This window comes from Rhizobium sp. SG741, from assembly GCF_012275435.1.
Classification (GTDB): Bacteria; Pseudomonadota; Alphaproteobacteria; order Rhizobiales; family Rhizobiaceae; genus Rhizobium; species Rhizobium lusitanum.
Window position 1 is genome coordinate 226455 of record NZ_JAAZQP010000002.1, and the last position, 18237, is coordinate 244691.

Annotated in this window: 13 protein-coding genes; 10 read left to right on the top strand and 3 right to left on the bottom strand. The window is 59.9% G+C overall.

The window, feature by feature from the left end; translation table 11 throughout:
• Positions 1-28: 28 nt before the first annotated feature.
• The 10 genes from FHT29_RS06465 to FHT29_RS06510 all read left to right on the top strand — a co-directional run bounded on the left by FHT29_RS06465 (position 29) and on the right by FHT29_RS06510 (position 13815).
• Complete coding sequence (locus FHT29_RS06465; protein WP_168599395.1) at positions 29-1942, top strand: ABC transporter ATP-binding protein; 1914 nt, start codon at positions 29-31, stop codon at positions 1940-1942.
• A complete protein-coding gene (locus tag FHT29_RS06470) occupies positions 1936-3852 on the top strand; it encodes an ABC transporter substrate-binding protein (protein ID WP_037192813.1) in 1917 nt (638 codons plus the stop codon). The genes FHT29_RS06465 and FHT29_RS06470 overlap by 7 nt, the downstream gene beginning before the upstream one ends.
• A complete protein-coding gene (locus FHT29_RS06475; protein WP_037192811.1) occupies positions 3845-4843 on the top strand; it encodes an ABC transporter permease in 999 nt (332 codons plus the stop codon). Before FHT29_RS06470 ends, FHT29_RS06475 begins: the two co-directional genes overlap by 8 nt.
• Positions 4840-6015 carry an ABC transporter permease gene (locus tag FHT29_RS06480; protein WP_047554442.1) on the top strand — a complete coding sequence of 392 codons (1176 nt, stop codon included), beginning with the start codon at positions 4840-4842 and terminating at the stop codon, positions 6013-6015. The genes FHT29_RS06475 and FHT29_RS06480 overlap by 4 nt, the downstream gene beginning before the upstream one ends.
• A 102-nt stretch (positions 6016-6117) precedes the next feature.
• Complete coding sequence (locus FHT29_RS06485; RefSeq protein WP_037192805.1) at positions 6118-7332, top strand: glycosyltransferase family protein; 1215 nt, start codon at positions 6118-6120, stop codon at positions 7330-7332.
• 11 nt (positions 7333-7343) lie between these two features.
• Positions 7344-8609: a glycosyltransferase family 4 protein gene (locus FHT29_RS06490; RefSeq protein ID WP_174157172.1), complete on the top strand. Its 1266-nt coding sequence runs from the start codon at positions 7344-7346 to the stop codon at positions 8607-8609.
• A complete protein-coding gene (locus tag FHT29_RS06495; RefSeq protein ID WP_245297464.1) occupies positions 8591-9751 on the top strand; it encodes a glycosyltransferase in 1161 nt (386 codons plus the stop codon). The genes FHT29_RS06490 and FHT29_RS06495 overlap by 19 nt, the downstream gene beginning before the upstream one ends.
• Before the next feature lie 236 nt (positions 9752-9987).
• Positions 9988-12702 carry an ABC transporter ATP-binding protein gene (locus FHT29_RS06500; RefSeq protein ID WP_037192801.1) on the top strand — a complete coding sequence of 905 codons (2715 nt, stop codon included), beginning with the start codon at positions 9988-9990 and terminating at the stop codon, positions 12700-12702.
• Between the two features lie 53 nt (positions 12703-12755).
• Entirely contained in the window at positions 12756-13232 is a 477-nt protein-coding gene (locus FHT29_RS06505; protein ID WP_034507134.1) for a Crp/Fnr family transcriptional regulator, read from the top strand.
• A gap of 46 nt (positions 13233-13278) precedes the next feature.
• A complete protein-coding gene (locus FHT29_RS06510; RefSeq protein WP_168599396.1) occupies positions 13279-13815 on the top strand; it encodes a hypothetical protein in 537 nt (178 codons plus the stop codon).
• A 40-nt stretch (positions 13816-13855) separates the two neighbouring features.
• Here FHT29_RS06510 and FHT29_RS06515 read toward each other — a convergent pair whose 3' ends face one another.
• The 3 genes from FHT29_RS06515 to FHT29_RS06525 form a co-directional block, all read right to left on the bottom strand.
• The gene (locus tag FHT29_RS06515; protein ID WP_168599397.1) at positions 13856-14998 is read right to left on the bottom strand and encodes a fumarylacetoacetate hydrolase family protein; all 1143 of its coding nucleotides are present in this window, start codon (positions 14996-14998) and stop codon (positions 13856-13858) included.
• Between the two features lie 178 nt (positions 14999-15176).
• Complete coding sequence (locus tag FHT29_RS06520; RefSeq protein ID WP_168599398.1) at positions 15177-16547, bottom strand: alpha-glucosidase/alpha-galactosidase; 1371 nt, start codon at positions 16545-16547, stop codon at positions 15177-15179.
• An 18-nt stretch (positions 16548-16565) separates the two neighbouring features.
• Positions 16566-18236: an ABC transporter ATP-binding protein gene (locus tag FHT29_RS06525; RefSeq protein WP_037192791.1), complete on the bottom strand. Its 1671-nt coding sequence runs from the start codon at positions 18234-18236 to the stop codon at positions 16566-16568.
• Position 18237 lies beyond the last annotated feature (1 nt).

Genomic DNA, 18237 nt, shown 5'->3' on the forward strand with positions numbered 1-18237 from the left:
AGGTCATGTGAGCGGGAAGCAATTTGGTATGGCGTCTGAGACTGATCTGCTGCGTATTGAGAACCTCGACGTCTCGTTCTCGCTTTATGGGGACAAACTGCGTGTCGTCAAAAATGCCAATCTGAGGGTGCTTCCCGGCAAGGTCACGGCCTTGGTCGGCGAATCCGGCTCCGGCAAGTCGATCATCAGTCAATCGATCATGGGAATCCTCCCGAATGCGGCGCAGGCAACCGGCCGCATTCTCTTTACCGATCCGCTCGACCGCCAGACCACCGATCTCCTTCCGCTACCGCGCGATGGCATTGCGATGCGCAAGCTGCGCGGCGCGCGCATGGCCACTATCTTTCAGGAGCCGATGACCTCGCTGTCGCCGCTGCATACCGTCGGCAACCAGATCAGCGAAGCGCTTCGCATCCACACCCCAGGAATCAGCTGGGCCGAGCAGCGCGAGAAGACCGAGGAAATGCTGAGCCTTGTCGGCTTCCAGGATCCCTTCCACACCTTCGATCGCTATCCTTTCGAGCTCTCGGGCGGCATGCGTCAGCGTGCGATGATCGCCATGGCGCTGATCTGCAATCCGGCCCTGCTGATTGCCGACGAGCCGACGACGGCGTTGGACGTCACCATCCAGGCGCAGATCCTCGGCCTGCTGCGCAATCTTCAGCAGACCTTCAACATGGCGATGCTTTTGATCACCCATGATCTCGGCGTCGTTGCCAACATGGCCGACGAGGTGGTCGTCATCTATCACGGCGAGATCATGGAGGCAGGGCCTGTCGAGACGATCTTCCGCCAGCCGCAGCATCGCTATCTGAAGGCTTTGATGGCAGCAGTGCCGCATTTCGACATGAAGCCAGGCGAACGGCTGAAATCCCTGCGGGACGTCCCCGTCAATCTTGGCACCTTCTCCGGCAAGAAGAAGCTCATCAGCGGCGGTTCGAGCACGGCCGGCAAGGCAGCACCCGAGATCCTGCTCAGCGTGCGCAATCTGACCAAGACCTATGGCACGAAGGCCGGCGGGCTGTTCAGCCGGCGGGATGGCACGAAGTTCCGCGCTGTTGATGACGTCAGTTTCGATATCCGCCGCGGCGAGTGTCTGGGCCTTGTCGGCGAGAGCGGCTGCGGCAAGACGACGGTGAGCAAGATCCTCATGCGGGCCGTCACAGCAGACAGCGGATCGGTCAGCTTCAACGGTGGCGACAGCCAGATCGATGTGCTCGCCGCCAAGGGCGATGCGCTGATGGACCTGCGCACAAAGATACAGATGGTTTTCCAGGATCCGGTTTCGTCTCTTTCGCCGCGCATGACGATCCGCAATATTTTGAGCGAACCCTTGGAGATCCACGGGCATGGCGACAGCGCCGACCGCAAGGAGAAGGTCAAGGCGTTGATGCAGGCGATCGGGCTCGATAAGCATTATCTGAGCCGTTATCCCCACAGCTTTTCCGGGGGACAGCGCCAGCGTATCGGCATCGCACGCGCCCTGGCTCTTGGGCCGCAACTCCTAATCCTGGATGAGCCCGTTTCGGCGCTCGACGTTTCGGTGCAGGCGCAGATCCTCAATCTTCTCAAGGATTTGCAACGGGGACTTGGGCTTACCTATCTGTTCATCTCGCACAATCTCGCCGTGGTCGACTATATGGCCGATCGCATCGCGGTCATGGCGCGAGGTCGCATCGTCGAAATCGCGCCGCGCGAAATCATCCTCCGCGAACCCGTCCATCCCTACACCCGCTCGCTGCTTGCGGCCGTCCCATTCCCCGATCTCGACCGGCCGCTCAATTTCTCCGCCCTGAACAGCGAGGGTCCGGCCGCCAGACAAAAATGGGGGCCGCAATTCTCGGAGGGGACGGATGGGGAGCTTGCCTATGCGGATCTCGGCGGCGGCCATTTCGTTCGCGCTCGCCGCGGCGTCGACGTTCAGGAGTTGCGCACGTGGTAACTCGTCGAACCTTCCTTGGCCTATTGGCCTCTACCGTACTGCCGCAGCCTCTTATGGCGGCGGATGTCGACAACGAGCCGGATTATCTCGCCGATTGGCTGAGGGCCGGCCAGATGCCGCATCTTGCCAAGCGCCTGCCGAAATTTCCGCGCATTGTCAGCGTCGCCGCCATGGGTGGTACGCCGGGCCGCTATGGCGGTTCCGTGCGCACCATTATCGGCAGCCAGAACGATATCCGCTTCATGACGATCTATGGCTATGCCCGTCTTGTCGGGTATGACCGCACCCTGTCGCTCCAGCCGGATATTCTCGAGTCCTTTTCCGCGGTCAACGATACGGTCTTCACCTTCAAGCTGCGTGACGGGCACAAATGGTCTGACGGCCATCCCCTGACGTCGAACGATTTCCGCTATTGGTGGGAAGATGTCATCCTCAACAAGCAGCTGACGCCCGGCGGCGGCGCTCTGGAATTGCGCCCGCACGGCAACCTGCCGCGTTTCGAGGTGCTCGACGAGCTGACGGTACGCTATTCCTGGGACGATCCCAATCCGGATTTCCTGCCGAGTCTGGCCGCGCCGCAGCCTCTCGTCATTCTCGGCCCCGGCCATTATCTGAAGCAGTTCCACAAGAAATATCAGGACAGCATTCGTCTTTCCTCGCTGATACAGGAAAACCGGGTGAAGAAATGGCAGGATCTCCATATCAAGATGGGCCGGGCCTATCGGCCCGAGAATCCCAATCTGCCGGTGCTGGACCCTTGGCGAAACACGACGCCGCCGCCGGCCGAGCAGTTCGTCTTCGAGCGCAATCCCTATTTCCACCGCGTCGATGAAAACGGCCGGCAGTTGCCCTATATCGACCGTTTCATCCTGAACATCAGCTCGTCGGCAATCATTGCCGCCAAGACCGGTGCTGGTGAAAGCGATCTGCAGGCGACCGGGATCGACTTCAACGACTATACCTTCCTGAAGGATGCGGAGAAGCGTTATCCGATCAAGGTCAATCTATGGAAAATGGCGCGCGGTTCGCGTGTTGCGCTGTTTCCGAACCTGAACAGCGCCGATCCGGTCTGGCGGGATGTTCTGCGCGACGTGAGAGTGCGCCGGGCGCTGTCGCTGGCGATCGATCGCCATGAGATCAACATGGCTGTCTTCTATGGCCTCGGGACAGAAAGCGCCGACACTATTCTGCCGGACAGCCCCCTCTACAAACCGGAATATGCCTCGGCCTGGATCTCCCATGATCCGGATCAGGCCAATGCGTTGCTCGATGCGGCTGGTCTCGACAAGCGTGACGAGGATGGCACGCGCTTTTTGCCGGACGGCCGGCGAATGGAGATCACCGTGGAGACGCCCGGTGAAAGCACGCTGGATTCCGACGTTCTGGAGCTGGTCACCGATCATTGGCGCAAGGTCGGCATCGCGCTTTATACCCGCGTGTCGCAGCGCGATATCTTTCGCAGCCGCGCCATGGGCGGCCGGATTCTGATGTCGCTTTGGTACGGCCTCGACAATGGCGTGCCCACGGCCGACATGAATCCCGGCGAACTCGCACCGACCATGGACGACCAGATGCAATGGCCGCTCTGGGGCATGTACTATCTGTCGCGTCAGACCCAGGGGGCGGCGCCCGACGTGGCGGAAGCAGCAAAATTGGTCAAACTGCTTGGCGAATGGGAAACGGCAGCCTCCTCCTTCGAGCGCGCCGAGATCTGGCACCAGATGCTGGCGATCTATAGCGATCAGGTTTTCTCCATCGGCCTGATCAATGCCACGCTCCAGCCGATCGTGCATTCGGCGCGCATGCAAAATGTGCCCGAAAAAGCGCTCTATGGTTTCGATCCAACCTGTTATCTCGGCGTCTACATGCCGGATACCTTCTGGATGAAGGAGGATCGACCCAATGCTTAAGTATATTATCTGGCGTATCGCGGTGATGATCCCGACATTGCTCGTGATCTCGATGCTGGTTTTTACCATCATCCAGTTGCCGCCGGGCGATTTCTTCGAAAGCCAGATTGCCGAGCTGCGCGCTCAGGGCGAAACTGCAAACCTGCAGGAAATAGAGGATCTCCGCCACGAATACGGGCTCGACCGGCCGATCGCGGTGCAATATGTCCGTTGGGTCGCCGGCATGCTGCATGGCAATTTCGGCTATTCCTTCGAATATCAGCTGCCGGTATCGGATGTGGTCGGCGACCGGTTGTGGCTGACCATCCTCGTGTCGATGACGACGATCCTTCTGACGTGGCTGATCGCCTTCCCGATCGGCATCTATTCCGCCACCCATCAGTACAGCTGGGGCGACTACGGCCTCACCTTCCTCGGGCTGCTCGGCATCGCCATTCCGAATTTCATGCTGGCGCTGATCCTGATGTATTTCGCCAATGTCTGGTTCGGTGTGTCCATCGGCCATCTGATGGATCAGAAATATCTGTCGCAGCCGATGAGCTGGGAAAAGGCGCGCTCGATCCTCTCGCATCTCTGGATTCCGGTCATCATCGTCGGCACGGCCGGGACGGCCGGCATGATCCGCCGTCTTCGCGCCAACCTGCTTGACGAGATGCAGAAGCAATATGTCATCACCGCGCGCGCCAAGGGTCTGCATCCTTTGAGGGCGCTGGTGAAATATCCGCTGCGCATGGCGTTGAACTTCTTCGTCGCCGATATCGGTTCGATCCTGCCGTCGATCATCTCGGGCGCGGAAATCACCGCCATTGTTCTGTCGCTTGAAACGACGGGTCCGATGCTGATCAGGGCATTGCAGAGCCAGGACATGTATCTTGCCGGCTCCTTCCTGATGTTTCTGGCCTTCCTCAACGTTATCGGGGTGCTGATCTCCGATATCGCCCTCGGCTTTCTCGATCCGCGCATCCGCTTGCAAGGCAGGAGCACAAAGTGACCGCACCCCTGCCGCGCCCCGGGGCGCCCCTCGAACATTATGTCTCGAAGGCGGATTTCGATCCGGACCAGTTCGAAGCCATGTCCGCCGGCCAGACGCGCTATTATCTGGCCTCGCAGAAGCGTCTCATGTGGTGGAAGTTCAAGAAGCACAAGCTTGCACTTGCATCAGGTATTTTCCTGCTGCTGTTCTACGGCATGATCGTGATTGCGGAATTCCTCGCGCCCTATGGGCTTCACACGCGAAACGTCGATTATATCCATTCGCCACCGCAGGCGATCCACCTCTTCAATAAAGGCGAGTTCGTCGGTCCATTCGTCTATGGTCGCAAGATGGCGCTCGATATCGATACGCTGCGCCGGAACTACACCGAGAATCCCGCCGACGTGCAGCCGATCCGCTTCTTCTGTCGCGGCGATGCCTACCGCTTCTGGGGGCTGGTGGATTCGAACTTTCATCTGGTTTGCCCGGCCGTCGGTGGACAGATGTATCTGCTTGGGACCGACCGGCTGGGTCGCGACGTGTTGTCGCGCATCATCTATGGCGCGCGCATCTCCTTAACGATCGGGCTGATCGGCATCTCCGTCAGTTTCGTGCTCGGTATCATCATCGGCGGCTTGGCCGGTTATCATGGCGGTCTGTTCGATCTGCTGGTGCAGCGGGTGATCGAAATCCTTCAATCACTGCCGAGCCTGCCGCTCTGGATGGCGCTTGCCGCGATCATGCCGGTGAGCTGGAGCCCGATCCTCATCTACTTCGGCATCACCATCATCCTTGGCATTCTCGACTGGACAGGGCTTGCGCGCGCCGTGCGCTCCAAGCTTCTATCGTTGCGCGAGGAAGACTATGTGCTGGCCGCGCAGTTGATGGGTGCACCCACCCGGCGCATCATCGGTCGCCACCTCGTGCCCGGGTTCATGTCGCATCTGATTGCCACCGCGACCATTTCCGTTCCAAGCATGATTCTCGGCGAAACGGCACTGAGCTTCCTGGGGCTGGGCCTTCGCCCTCCGATCACCAGCTGGGGGATTCTTTTGACTGAGGCTCGGAGCGTCAGCGTGATTGCCTTCTATCCATGGCTTCTTTTCCCCATGGTTCCGGTAATTTTGGTCATTCTGGCGTTCAACTTTTTAGGAGACGGCTTGCGCGATGCCGCCGATCCCTACAAATAGCAGGGTGCAAGGCCAAGACAGGATTGCAATTCAAGGAGCGGCCGCGGTTGTTGTTTGCTGACAAGCCGCGTACATGACTTTAATCCCCTAGAGGTTTTGCCCATGAAGCGGCGCTTAGAAGATGCTCGAATCCTCATGTATAGCCACGACACGTTCGGTCTTGGTCATCTCAGACGATGCCGGACCATCGCGCATGCCCTTGTGGAGGACTATCGCGGGCTGAACGTGCTGATTATCTCCGGCGCGACGATCGCCGGTGCTTTCGACTATCGGTCGCGCGTCGATTTCGTCAAGGTACCGAGCGTCATCAAGCTGCGGGACGGCGAGTATACGTCGATGGCAAGTCACGTCGCTCTGCAGGAGACGCTGAAGATGCGGCAATCGATCATCCGCCATACGGCGGAGACCTTTCAGCCCGATGTCTTCATCGTCGACAAGGAGCCGATGGGGCTCAAGGGCGAGGTCGAGGAGACATTGACCTATCTTAAGGCACGCGGCACGACGCTCGTTTTGGGCATGCGCGACGTCATGGACGCCCCGCACCTGCTGGAGGCGGAGTGGAAGAAGAACAACGTCCTGCAGAAGATAGATCAGTACTACGACCGAGTGTGGGTTTACGGCCCGCCGGACTTTCACGACCCGCTCGTCGGTCTCGACGTGCCGGCGGGCGTGCGCCGGAAGATGGAGTTCGTTGGCTTTCTGCAGCGTAGCGTTTCATCGCTGGGGACGAAGTCGGAACACGTGCCTGATGAGGACTATATCCTGGTGACGACCGGTGGCGGCGGCGATGGCGCCGATCTGGTCGATGATGTCATCAGCGCCTTTGAGCAGGACAGCTCGCTCACGCACAGGACGCTGATCGTCCTTGGGCCCTATATGCCTGCCAAGGAGCGCAATCAGCTGCTGGAACGTGCAGGTAAGATCGCCTGTCTGCAGGTAATCGAGTTCGACAACAAGATGGAAGAGCTGATCGCCGGCGCCAAGGCCGTCGTCGCCATGGGTGGCTACAACACCTATTGCGAGATCCTGTCCTTCGACAAGCCGGCGCTGATCATTCCGCGCACGCGTCCGCGCGAGGAGCAGCTGATCCGCGCTCAGCGGGCAAGCGAGCTCGGTCTCGTCGACATGCTGCTGCCGGAGGAGTCTGCGGATCCCAAGCAGCTTGCCGCCGCCTTGAAGCGCTTGCCGACCCGCGCGCCGCCGTCGGCGAGCAGCAGCATCATGCGCCTGGAAGGGCTGGTGCATATTTCGCGCACCGTCGGCGAATGGTTCGATGATCGCGAGCGCTATACGCCGCTATCGATCGTTGCCGAATAGACCATCGGAACCTGTCGATGCGGAAAAAAATACTGGTGGTCCTCAAGGGCTACCCTCGCCTGTCGGAGACCTTCATCGCGCAGGAGCTGCTCGGCCTGGAAAGGGCGGGCTTCGACCTGACGCTGATTTCGATGCGAAAGCCGACGGACAAGAAGCGTCATCCCGTCCATGACGAGATCAAGGCGCGCGTGGTCTATCTGCCGGAATATCTGCACAACGAACCGCTCAGGGTGCTGCGTGCTTTCTTCGCCGGCATGGGCAAGCCCGGCTTCAAGCCGCTCTTGAAGCAGTTCTGGGCGGATCTCAAACGGGATATCACCCCCAACCGCTTTCGTCGCTTCGGCCAGGCATTGGTGCTGGCGCATGAGTGGCCCGACAACGGCGAGTGGCTGCATGCGCATTTCATCCACACGCCGGCCTCTGTTACCGCCTATGCCAGCATCATGACCGGCATTCCCTGGACCTGTTCGGCCCACGCCAAGGACATCTGGACATCGCCGGACTGGGAGCTTTCGGAAAAGCTCGGCCGGGCTCGCTGGACGGTCACCTGCACGCGCACCGGCTTCGACCATATGCGGGATCTGACCGATATGCGCGATAATGTCCATCTGAGCTATCACGGCCTGGACCTTGATCGCTTCGGTCCCTTTGCCGGCGAACATTCGGCGCGCGATGGTTCTGAGGTCTCAGACCCTGCCTTGGTTCTCAGCGTTGGTCGGGCTGTGGAGAAGAAGGGCTATGACGTGCTGCTGAAGGCGCTGGCGCTGTTGCCCGGTGATCTCAACTGGCGTTTCACCCATATTGGCGGTGGCGACGGGCTGGCGAAACTGAAGGCGCTCGCCGAAACGCTTGGCATAACCGACCGCATCACCTGGAAGGGCGCCTTGGCGCAGGAGGATGTGCTCGCGCATTATCGGCAGGCGGATGTCTTCGCGCTGGCATGCCGCGTGGCGGCCGACGGCGATCGGGACGGCTTGCCGAATGTGCTGGTCGAGGCATCCAGCCAGCGCCTCGTCTGCCTCTCCACCAATATTTCCGGCGTTCCCGAGTTGCTGGAAGACGGCGAGAATGGCCTCGTCGTTCCACCGGAGAATCCACAGGCCCTTGCCGCGACATTGGAGCTTGCGATCCGCGATCCGGCGCTGCGCCACAGGCTCGGGGAAGCGGCGGAAAGGCGGGTGCGCGAGCATTTCGACTATCATGCCAGCATTCGGCAATTGACCGGGCTGTTCGAAGAGCAGTGGCAAAAGGAAGACCAATGGCGGAAATCCGCATGACGGCCGCGCATTCCCCTTCTCCGCGCGTGTTCTTCTACGTCCAGCATCTGCTTGGCATCGGCCATCTGGCGAGGGCCAGCCGTATCGCCAGCGCCATGGCTAGGGATGGCTGCCAGGTGACCGTCGTCACCGGTGGCGTTCCGGTCAACGGCTTTCCCGGTCAAGATGTGACATCCGTGACGCTGCCGCCGGTCGTTGCCAGCAGTGCCGGCTTTTCGGGCCTTGCAGACCAATCCGGCAACGCCGTCGACGAGACGTTTCTATCGAGGCGGCGTGATCTGTTGCTCGATGCCTTCAAGCAGGCTGCCCCGGACGTCGTCATCATCGAGGCCTTCCCCTTCGGTCGCAGGCAGATGCGCTTCGAACTGCTGCCGCTGCTCGATGCCATCGCCAAGGCCGATCCGAAGCCGAGGCTCTATACATCGGTGCGGGATATTCTGCAGCAGCAGAAAAAGCCCGGGCGCGACGAGGAGACGGTGGCGCTGCTTCGCGACCACTTCGACGGCGTTCTCGTCCACGGCGATCCTCATTTCGTTCGGCTGGAGGAGACCTTTCCGCTAACCGAAGCCATAGCCGACAAGATCGCCTATACGGGCCTCGTAGCCCCGATGCTGCCGGCTGAACCGGCAGAGATATTCGACATCGTCGTTTCCGCGGGTGGGGGTGCCGTCGGCCGCGACCTTATTCGCGCCTCGCTCGAGGCGGCAAGCCGGGTGGCAGTCGACCGGCGTTGGCTGCTGGTGACAGGGCCCAACCTGCCGGAGCGGGATTTCGCCGATCTCGCTGGGTACGCGCCCGGCAATGTCGAACTCATCCGTTTCCGCAAGGACTTCACTTCTCTTCTAAGAGGCGCGGAGCTGTCGATCTCGCAGGCCGGCTATAATACGGTCGGCGATCTTCTGGTAGCGGGCTGCCGCTCCATCCTGGTTCCCTTCACCACCGGCGGAGAGACCGAGCAGTCGGTCCGAGCCGAGCGCCTGGAGAAGCTGGGCCTGGCGCTTGCCCTGCCCGAAGCGGGATTGACGACGAAATTGCTCGTCGAGGCAATCGAGACGGCGCTGTCGCGGCCCAAGCCGCGCAGCCCCGATATCGACCTTAACGGCGCTGCAAAAACCTCCGCCATAATTCAAGGTATCGCGTGAGAAATGAAGTGCTGCGCTCGTGACCGCGCCCTGTCGTTTGTCCCCCTCGATTTCAGCAATGTTGTGATATAAATTGAAAAATCAATGAATCGGGAGGGGGCGTGGACGAAAGACCGGGCGGCGTCCCTTTTCACCATGGGGCCACGCATCCGCAACAAACTTATCCCGCATCTCTGCAACATCGGTGCCGGCACTTGCCGGTGCTGAGCGTTGAATTTGGAAGTCTGCAATAAGCGATGGAAAAAAGCCTAGCGCGTTATATTTGGTCGAACACCCGGCTGGAGCAGATCTGGATACTGCTGGTTGTCGCGGCCTCGATGATCCCTTACTTCCTGTCTTTCGATCTGCCAAAGCAGATCGTCAACGGGCCGATTCAGGGCAAGGGCTTCGAACATCCCGGCGATACGCAAACCTTCATGCATATCGCTTTCGACCCGCCTTTGATCGGGCATATCGAAGTGTTCCAGGGCCTGCAGCTTACCCGTATGTGGATGCTGGTAGCGTTGAGCCTGATATTCCTGGCGCTTGTCGTGCTCAACGGTCTCTTCAAGCTTTATATCAATACCTACAAGGGTCGGCTCGGAGAGCGCATGCTGCGCCGCATCCGCTTCGAACTCATCGATCGCGTGCTGCGATTCCCGCCGTTGCACTTCAAGCGGGTAAAGCCTGCCGAAATCGCGACCATGATCAAGGACGAGGTGGAGCCGATGGGCGGCTTCACGGGCGATGCCTTCGTGCAGCCAGCGCTTCTGGGCGGCCAGGCGGTCACCGCTCTCATCTTCATCATCATGCAGAATTTCTGGCTGGGCATGATCGCTGCCGCCATCGTCGCCGTGCAGGCGATCGTCATTCCACGCATGCGCAAGCGGTTATTGGAACTCGGCCGCCAGCGGCAGTTGACGGCGCGTGAACTTTCAGGCCGCGTCGGCGAAATCGTCGAAGGCATCGGCACCATCCACGCCAACGACACCACCAATCTGGAGCGCGCCGACATCGCGCAGCGGCTCGGCCTTATCTTCTCGATCCGCTACGATCTCTATCAATGGAAGTTTATGGTGAAATTCATCAACAACTTCCTGGCCCAGGTCACCCCGTTCCTGTTTTACCTGATCGGCGGCTTCCTGGCGTTGCAGGGTCGGTTGGATATCGGCCAGCTGGTTGCGGTAATCAACGCCTACAAGGATCTGCCCGGGCCCCTGAAGGAGCTGATCGACTGGGACCAGTCGCGCCAGGACGTTCAGGTCAAGTACAATCAGGTGGTCGAGCAGTTCAGCGTCGAAAACCTGATCGATCCGAAGATTCAGGTCGTCTCCCACGCACCCGCGGGCCGCATAACGCATTCCCTGGTCGCGACCAATCTGACCGTTGTCGATGACAGCGGCGCGCGCGTGCTCGATCATGTTTCGGTGGAGATCCAGCCGGGTGAGAGGGTGGCGATCGTCGGCGAGAGTGGTGCCGGCGGCGAATATCTTGCCGAGGCGTTCGGCCGCCTGGTCTGGCCAGATACCGGCCGCGTCAGCATCGATGGCCGGGACCTACTGGAATTGCCGGAATCGTTGATCGGGCGGCGCATCGCCTATGCGTCCTCGGAGACTTTTTTCTTCCATGGCACCCTGCGCAGCAATCTGCTCTACGGTCTGAAGCATGCGCCCCTGATCCCGCCAACTTATGACGAAGAGACGGCCAGCAGGGTCAAGTGGCAGATGATCGAGGCTCGGCGTTCTGCCAACCCGGAGCTGGATCTCAACAGCGATTGGGTCGACTATGCCGCGGCCGGTGCTACCGGGCCGCACGACATCTATTCGGTCATCCGCCCCGTTCTCGATACGGTAGCCATGTCTCAGGACATCTTCGACATGGCGCTGCGTTCGAATGTCGATACGGCGGCGCACGGGGAGCTGACATCGCGGATCGTCGAACTGCGACAAGCATTGCGGCTGGCGCTCCATGAGGAGAAGCTCGAAGAGCTCGTCGTTCCCTTCCAGTTCGACGCCTATAACTTGCAGGCGACAGTCGGCGAAAATATGGTGTTCGGCACGTTGAAGCGGCCGCAGATGACCAATCGCAAGCTTGCCGCTCATCCCTATTTCCAGAAAGTATTCTCCGAGACCGGGCTTGTTTCCGATCTCTACGATATGGGCCTTGAGATTGCTGAGAACGCCGTTGAACTCTTCACCGACCTGCCACCGGATCACCCCTTCTTCCAGCAGCTGACCTTCATGACGGCGGAAGACATTCCGACTTACGAGGCGCTGCTGCAGAAGCTCAACGGCAAGGGCTACGAGGCCGCTACGGCCGACGAGCGCGCGGCGATCATCCGCCTCAGTTTCTCCTATATCGAACCGCGTCACCGCTTCGGTCTTCTGACGCAGATGCTCATGGAAAAGATCGTCGGCGCGCGTTCCAAGTTCTATGAGAACATTCCGGCGGATCTTGCCAGCGTGATCGAGCGCTACGATGCCGAGCGCTTCACCGCTTCCGCGACCTTGATGGATAATGTTCTGTTCGGCCGTATCGCGCATCAGCAGGCCAATGCGCCTGAGCGGATTCATCGCATCATGTACGATGTTTTCGGGCGTCTGGGCATGCATGACAGCGTCTTGTCGATCGGCCTCGATTTCGATGTCGGCTCGGGCGGCAAGCGACTGACGAACGTGCAGCGACAGAAACTCAATCTCGGTCGCGCGCTTTTGAAGCGGGCGGATTACATTATTTGCAATCGGCCGCTGCCGGCGCTCGACCACCGCGTCCAGGACCAGATTGCAAGGAGCATGTTGAGCGAGCTTGATCGGAACGAATATGCGCCGGCGATCGTTTGGGTTCTGTCTAACCCGAGTTTTGCCGAGTTGTTCGATCGTGTGCTGGTCTTCAACCACGGCAGTCTTGTCGAAAGCGGCTCCAGTACCGATCTTTTAGAGAAAAACGGTATGTTCAAAGAACTGTTATCGTAATATTCTATCTCGGCAGTGGCGTCTGGGGCCGAACACTGGGGGTTTTGAAGCTCATGCTTCTGAAGGATGAAGTTGAAATGCTGAAGCGCGTGCCGATTTTTTCGCGCATTGCGCCCGCGAAGTTGAAGCTTTTGGCGTTTACGTCGGATCGCGTCAGTTATAATGCTGGCCAAACCCTGTTTCTTCAGGGTGATCAGGGCGATGCCGCCTACGTTGTTCTTTCCGGAACTGCTGATATTCTCGTCGATAGTCCGGCTGGCGAGATCAAGGTTGCCGAAGTTGACGTCAACTCCATCGTTGGTGAAATCGCCATTCTCTGCGACGTCTCCCGCACGGCAACGGTCAAGGCTACCTCAAGGCTGGAGGCGCTGAAGATCAGCAAAGAGCATTTTCTGAAGCTGCTCAGCGATTTCCCCGAAATGGCCGTCGAAATCATGCGCGTTCTCGCCGATCGCCTCAATCACACCACCTCGGAACTGACTGCCGTTCGCAGTCGCCTGAACCAGCCGCATTCGATGTCCACACATTGAGGTTTGGATTATCTCGGCCTGGCGGTTGAGTGTATTTTGCAAAGAGATGCCGCGCAAAATTCCAAAATATGCTCAGCTTGAACATGAGCGCCGTTTTTTGATCACCCAAGCCCCGGAACTATCCGGAGTGGCATTTCGGCTGATCGAGGATCTTTACATAATAGGAAGTCGATTACGCCTGCGGAAAATAACCTTGGGCGACGGGCGGGATATTCAATTTAAGCTGTGTAAAAAATATCCTTCGGATGACAGACTCTCCGTCCCAATCGTCAACACCTACCTGACCGCGGACGAACACGCCGTATTGTCCGAACTGCCCGGCAGAAACATCCGGAAAAGGCGGTACAGTATCGTTTCTTCGGCCAAGTCGCTCAGTCTCGATGTCTTCGAAGGGCAGCTTTCAGGCCTGATCTTGTGCGAGGTCGAAGCGGCATCTGTTGCCGAGCTTGAATCGCAGGTGTTTCCGGACTGGATAGGACGGGAAGTCACGGACGATCCTTTCTTCACCGGAGGCAATCTCGCCGGCATCGATGCTAGGGTGCTGGTGGCGAAGCTATCGTCCCTTTATGACCGGTCAGTTTGATCAACGGCACGTTCACGCAACCGTCGACTCCTGCATGGGCTTAAATCAATCCCCGCCGCGCCAGGTTCCGCATCAGGTGCGATGCGCCGAAGGTCCAGGGCGGGCATTCCGTCGACAGGAGCACCCGGTTTCGCAGCGCGCCCAGCTTGTCGTTGGAGATGGTGACGACGTCGCCGGCCTTGTGGGTGAAGCCTTGTCCGGGGGTGTCACGGTCCTCCACAGGTGCAAAAAGCGTTCCCATGAACAGCACGAAGCCGTCCGGATACTGATGATGGCGGCCGATGGTTTGGGAGACGAGATCGAGGGGATCGCGGCTGATTTCCTTCATCGACGAACGGCCATGCAGCACATAGCCATCCTCGCCCTCAACCTTGAGGTCGAGATCGGCGTCGCGCACGTCGTCCAGCCCATAGCTCTCGTCGAACAGGCGGATGAAGGGGCCGATCGAGCAGGAGGCATTATTGTCCTTGGCCTTGCCGAGCAGCAGGGCGGACCGACCCTCGACATCGCGAAGGTTGACGTCGTTGCCGAGCGTCGCGCCCTTGACCCGGCCCTGGCTGTCGACGGCGAGCACGATTTCCGGCTCGGGATTGTTCCACTTGGAGATCGGATGCAGGCCGACATCGGCACCTGGTCCGACTGAGGACATCACCTGCGACTTGGAAAAGACCTCGGCATCCGGGCCGATGCCGACTTCCAGATATTGCGACCAGACACCTTCCTCGATCAGCGCCGCCTTGACCTTGGCCGCCTCGGCGGAACCGGCCTTCAGATTGCGCAGGCTGTCGCCGATCAGAGCGGTAACCTTGCCGCGGATGGATTCAGCAAGATCCGGATTGCCGGCCGCGCGTTCTTCGATGACGCGCTCGAGCATCGAGCGAGCGAAGGTGACGCCACAGGCCTTGATCGCCTGCAGGTCGATGGGAGCGAGAAGATGGATGGCCGAGAGGTCGGCCTTGGCAGCCAGCAGGGCGTCGAGACCGGCAACGGCTTCACCCTTCTGCGCGCGGACGAAAGCGACCGGATCGTCGCGCTCGAGAAGATCACGCGTCGTCGGCGCTTCCTTCGAGGTGATGTCGTAAACGGTGCCATCCCGGACAGTAACGAGGGCAGGGCCACCGACATCGGGACGCCAGATACGTCCGACGAATGTTCCGGTGGCGAATGTTTCCGAGCTGGCCATGTCGTTCGTCTCCTCCAAACTGCGACCGTTTTTAACGCAATCGATTGTGCTTTGCCATCGGTTATCGATGCGCCATCCGCTGCGTTTTAGATTTTCACTTTCTCCAGCCCGGTCAAAGACGTAGGGCCCCGCGGCAGCGCCGCGGGGCCTTTTGGCCGCTAGCCGGGAGAGAGTGGCTTTAGGCGGCCTGAACCTTGCGATTGCCGCGTGCCCATTCCGGCAGCCAATCGCCATGGGTTGCCAGCAGTTCATCGACCAGCGACCAAATCTGGTCGAGGTCGAGTTCGGCGGCCGTGTGCGGATCCATCATCGCGGCGTGGTAGATGTGCTCGCGATTTTCAGTCATCAGGGCCTTCACCGTCAGTTCCTGCACGTTGATATTGGTGCGGATGAGCGCGGTCAGCTGCGGCGGCAGGTCGCCGATGAAGGTGGGCTGGATGCCGGAGGCATCGACGAGGCAGGGAACCTCGGCGGCGCAATTGTAGGGCAGCGACGTGATGCAGCCATTGTTGCGGACATTGCCGTAGATGACGGAGGGTTCGCCGGTCCAGACCGAGTTGATGATCGAGGATGCGTATTCCTTCGATTGCTTGACCTCGATCTTGTCGGCCGTGCGATATTCCTCTGCCTGGTTCTTCCAGCGAGCCACCTGCTCGATGCAGCGCTTCGGATATTCGTCGAGCGGGATGCCGAACTTCTCGATCAGATCCTCACGGCCTTCCTTGATGAAGTAGGGCGTGTATTCGGCGAAGTGCTCCGAGCTTTCGGTAACGAAGTAGCCGAGGCGCGTCAGCATCTCGTAGCGCACCTTATTCGGGCAGCGCGGGTTCCAGCCGGGCTTCGGCGCGCGTCCCTCGCGATAGGCACGGACGAGATCCGGATATAGGTTGCGATAGGAACCATCCGGCTGGCGATGCTCGAATGCGAGGTAGAAGGCCATGTGGTTGATGCCGGCCGAGCGATAGCGGATCTCGTCATAGGGAATGTCGAGATCGTGAGCCAGTTCCATCGCCGTGCCCTGCACGGAGTGGCAGAGCCCGACCTGCTTGATGGCTGGATATTTTTCGGCGATGGCCCAGGTATTGATGGCCATCGGGTTCACATATTGCAGCATGATCGCGTTCGGGCAGACGGCGAGTATGTCCTCGCAGATCTTCCAGAGATGCGGCACGGTGCGCAGGCCGCGCATGATGCCGCCGACGCCGAGCGTATCGGCGATCGTCTGGCGCAGGCCGTATTTCTTCGGAACTTCGAAATCGGTGACGGTGCAGGGCTCGTAGCCGCCGATCTGGAAGGCGACGACGACGAAGTGAGCGCCCTCCAGCGCCTTGCGCTGGTCCGTGAAGATCTCGACCGTGGCAGGGGCCCCGAGCGTCGAGGCCAGTTTGCGGGCCACGATGGCGCTTTCTTCCAGTCGCTGCTGATTGATGTCCATCAGTGCTATTCTTGCGCCTGCAAGGGCAGGGCGCTGTAAGACGTCGCCGATGATGTTTTTCATGAAGACGGTCGAGCCGGCGCCGATGAATGTGATCTTGGGAGTGCCTGTCATGTAAAAATCTCCTGGATGCTAGGAAGCTACCTCGAACGCCGCTCTGACAAGGCGTTCGGTGTAGGCGGTCTTGGGATGGGACAGAACCTCTTCGACCGGCCCTTCTTCCATGATCTTGCCATGCTGCATGACGATGACACGATGGCAAAGGGCGCGGACGACCTTGAGGTCGTGCGAGATGAAGAGGTAGCTCAAGCCCCGCTCGTCCTGCAGCTTGCGCAGAAGGTCGATGATCTGGGCCTGAACGGAAAGATCGAGCGCTGAGGTCGGCTCGTCGAGTAGAATGAATTCCGGCTCGAGCGCGATGGCGCGGGCGATGGCGATGCGCTGGCGCTGGCCGCCGGAAAACTCGTGCGGGAAGCGCGAGAGGATATTGGCGGGCATGCCGGAGCTGACGAGTGCGTCCTTCACGCGTTCCAGCCGCTCAGCCTTGCTCTGGCCGATGTTGTTGACCACCAGCCCTTCGCCGATGATCTGGCCGATGGTCATGCGCGGATTGAGTGAAGAGAAAGGATCCTGAAAGACGACCTGCATGCGGGAACGCAGCGGCCGCATCTCGGCCCGCGAGCGGTCGTGGATCGCCTGTCCGTCGAAGTAGATCTCGCCGCTATCGGCATCGATGAGGCGCAGCAGCGCCTGGCCGAAGGTGGTCTTGCCGGAACCGGATTCGCCGACCAGGCCAAGCGTTTCATGGCGGCGCAGTTCGAGGTTGAGGCCGTCGACGGCGACCAACTCGCGCATGTCAGGCTTGAAGAAGGTGCCGTGGCGCAACATGAAGGCGACCTTGACGGATTTGCCCTCGAGTACCGTGCCGCAATCCGGAGGCAGCGGCTTCGCCTGTCCGTGCGGCTCCGACGAGAGAAGATGCTGCGTGTAGGGATGTTGCGGATGTAAAAACAGCTCTTCGGTCCTGTTGTGCTCACGCATCTCGCCATGCTGCATGACATAGACATAATCGGAGAATTGGCGCACGACCGTCAGGTCGTGCGTGATCAGGATCACCGCCATGCCGAGTTGCTTCTGCAGGTCGCGGATCAGGTTCAGAATCTGCGCCTGCACGGTCACGTCGAGCGCGGTCGTCGGCTCGTCGGCGATCAGCACGTCCGGATCGTTGGCAAGCGCCATGGCGATCATGACGCGCTGACGCTGGCCACCCGACAGCTGATGCGGATATTGCATCAGCCGGGCCTCGGGATCGGGGATCCGGACCTGCTTGAGCAGGTCCAGCGCCTTTTTTTGGGCTTCGCGGCGGCCGATCTTGCGATGGACACGGATCGCTTCGACGATCTGGCCGCCGATCGTATAGATCGGGTTGAGCGAGCTCATCGGCTCCTGAAAAATCATCGAGATGCGATCGCCCCGCAGCTGCCGCCGGGCACGCTCCGAAAATTTCAACACATTCTTGCCGTCGTAATGGATGGTGGACTTGTCCGAGACGACGGCGCGCTTGGTCAGCAGCCCCATCACGGTGCGTGCCGTCACGGATTTCCCCGAGCCGGATTCGCCGACGATGGCGATGGTTTCCCCGCGATAGAGCTGGAAGGAGATATCCTTGACGGCATCGACGATGCCATCCTCGACCTTGAATTTGACGGCGACATTGCGGGCGTCGATGACGGGAGCCACAGCCTTGTCGGCGGCGTCGAGGCGGGTGTCGGGAGCGAAGGTATTGACGAGTGCGAGAGCCATA

Coding starts and splice junctions, on each gene's coding strand:
- FHT29_RS06515 (WP_168599397.1), bottom strand. CDS start 14,998: ATGGCCAGCTCGGAAACATTCGCCACCGGAACATTCGTCGGACGTATC.
- FHT29_RS06495 (WP_245297464.1), top strand. CDS start 8,591: ATGGCGGAAATCCGCATGACGGCCGCGCATTCCCCTTCTCCGCGCGTG.
- FHT29_RS06475 (WP_037192811.1), top strand. CDS start 3,845: ATGCTTAAGTATATTATCTGGCGTATCGCGGTGATGATCCCGACATTG.
- FHT29_RS06500 (WP_037192801.1), top strand. CDS start 9,988: ATGGAAAAAAGCCTAGCGCGTTATATTTGGTCGAACACCCGGCTGGAG.
- FHT29_RS06520 (WP_168599398.1), bottom strand. CDS start 16,547: ATGACAGGCACTCCCAAGATCACATTCATCGGCGCCGGCTCGACCGTC.
- FHT29_RS06485 (WP_037192805.1), top strand. CDS start 6,118: ATGAAGCGGCGCTTAGAAGATGCTCGAATCCTCATGTATAGCCACGAC.
- FHT29_RS06510 (WP_168599396.1), top strand. CDS start 13,279: ATGCCGCGCAAAATTCCAAAATATGCTCAGCTTGAACATGAGCGCCGT.
- FHT29_RS06465 (WP_168599395.1), top strand. CDS start 29: ATGGCGTCTGAGACTGATCTGCTGCGTATTGAGAACCTCGACGTCTCG.
- FHT29_RS06505 (WP_034507134.1), top strand. CDS start 12,756: ATGCTTCTGAAGGATGAAGTTGAAATGCTGAAGCGCGTGCCGATTTTT.
- FHT29_RS06525 (WP_037192791.1), bottom strand. CDS start 18,236: ATGGCTCTCGCACTCGTCAATACCTTCGCTCCCGACACCCGCCTCGAC.